The sequence below is a fragment of the Oleiphilus sp. HI0080 genome, assembly GCF_001635135.1.
On record NZ_LWFU01000189.1, the window covers coordinates 1 to 626 of the forward strand.

Genomic DNA, 626 nt, shown 5'->3' on the forward strand with positions numbered 1-626 from the left:
TATGGGCCTATATTGGCGCATGTTTTTACATATAAATCGCACATGGTGCACAGGTAATTGCCTAGGCTGTAAGACAAAATGGAAGACAATTTCGAAAACTTAAAAATCATGGTCATCGATGACAGCAAGACGATCCGGCGAACGGCTGAGACCTTGTTGAAGAAGGTGGGATGTACCGTTATTACGGCTACTGATGGATTTGATGCTTTAGCGAAAATCGCTGATTCCAATCCCGATATCATCTTTGTAGATATTATGATGCCACGTTTGGATGGCTATCAGACCTGCGCTTTGATCAAAAACAACAGTGCGTTTAAAACCACGCCTGTCATTATGCTTTCGAGTAAAGACGGACTCTTTGATAAAGCAAAGGGTCGTATTGTTGGTTCAGATCAGTATCTGACCAAACCGTTTAGTAAAGATGAATTGCTAAGCACTATTCGTAATCACGCTCCGTCAAACGGATAACTGAAACACTATTCTCTCATCGCAAGATGATATTAATGAGGGAGAGCTATGGCTCGTATACTAATCGTTGATGATTCACCTACGGAAATTAGAAAAATTTCTACCATTCTGGATCAGCACAAGCATGAAGTAATTACCGCAGATAACGGTGCGGACGG

Annotated in this window: 1 protein-coding gene and 1 pseudogene; both read left to right on the plus strand. The window is 41.5% G+C overall.

The window, feature by feature from the left end; translation table 11 throughout:
- Positions 1-78 precede the first annotated feature (78 nt).
- Positions 79-468, plus strand: coding sequence for a twitching motility response regulator PilG (gene pilG, locus A3751_RS02050; protein ID WP_068450920.1), 390 nt, complete (start codon positions 79-81; stop codon positions 466-468).
- 48 nt (positions 469-516) lie between these two features.
- Positions 517-626, plus strand: a pseudogene (locus tag A3751_RS21660) (response regulator); the annotation flags it as partial.

Bases quoted from the DNA above. Each gene is read 5' to 3' on its own strand.
- pilG (WP_068450920.1), top strand. From the start codon at position 79: ATGGAAGACAATTTCGAAAACTTAAAAATCATGGTCATCGATGACAGC.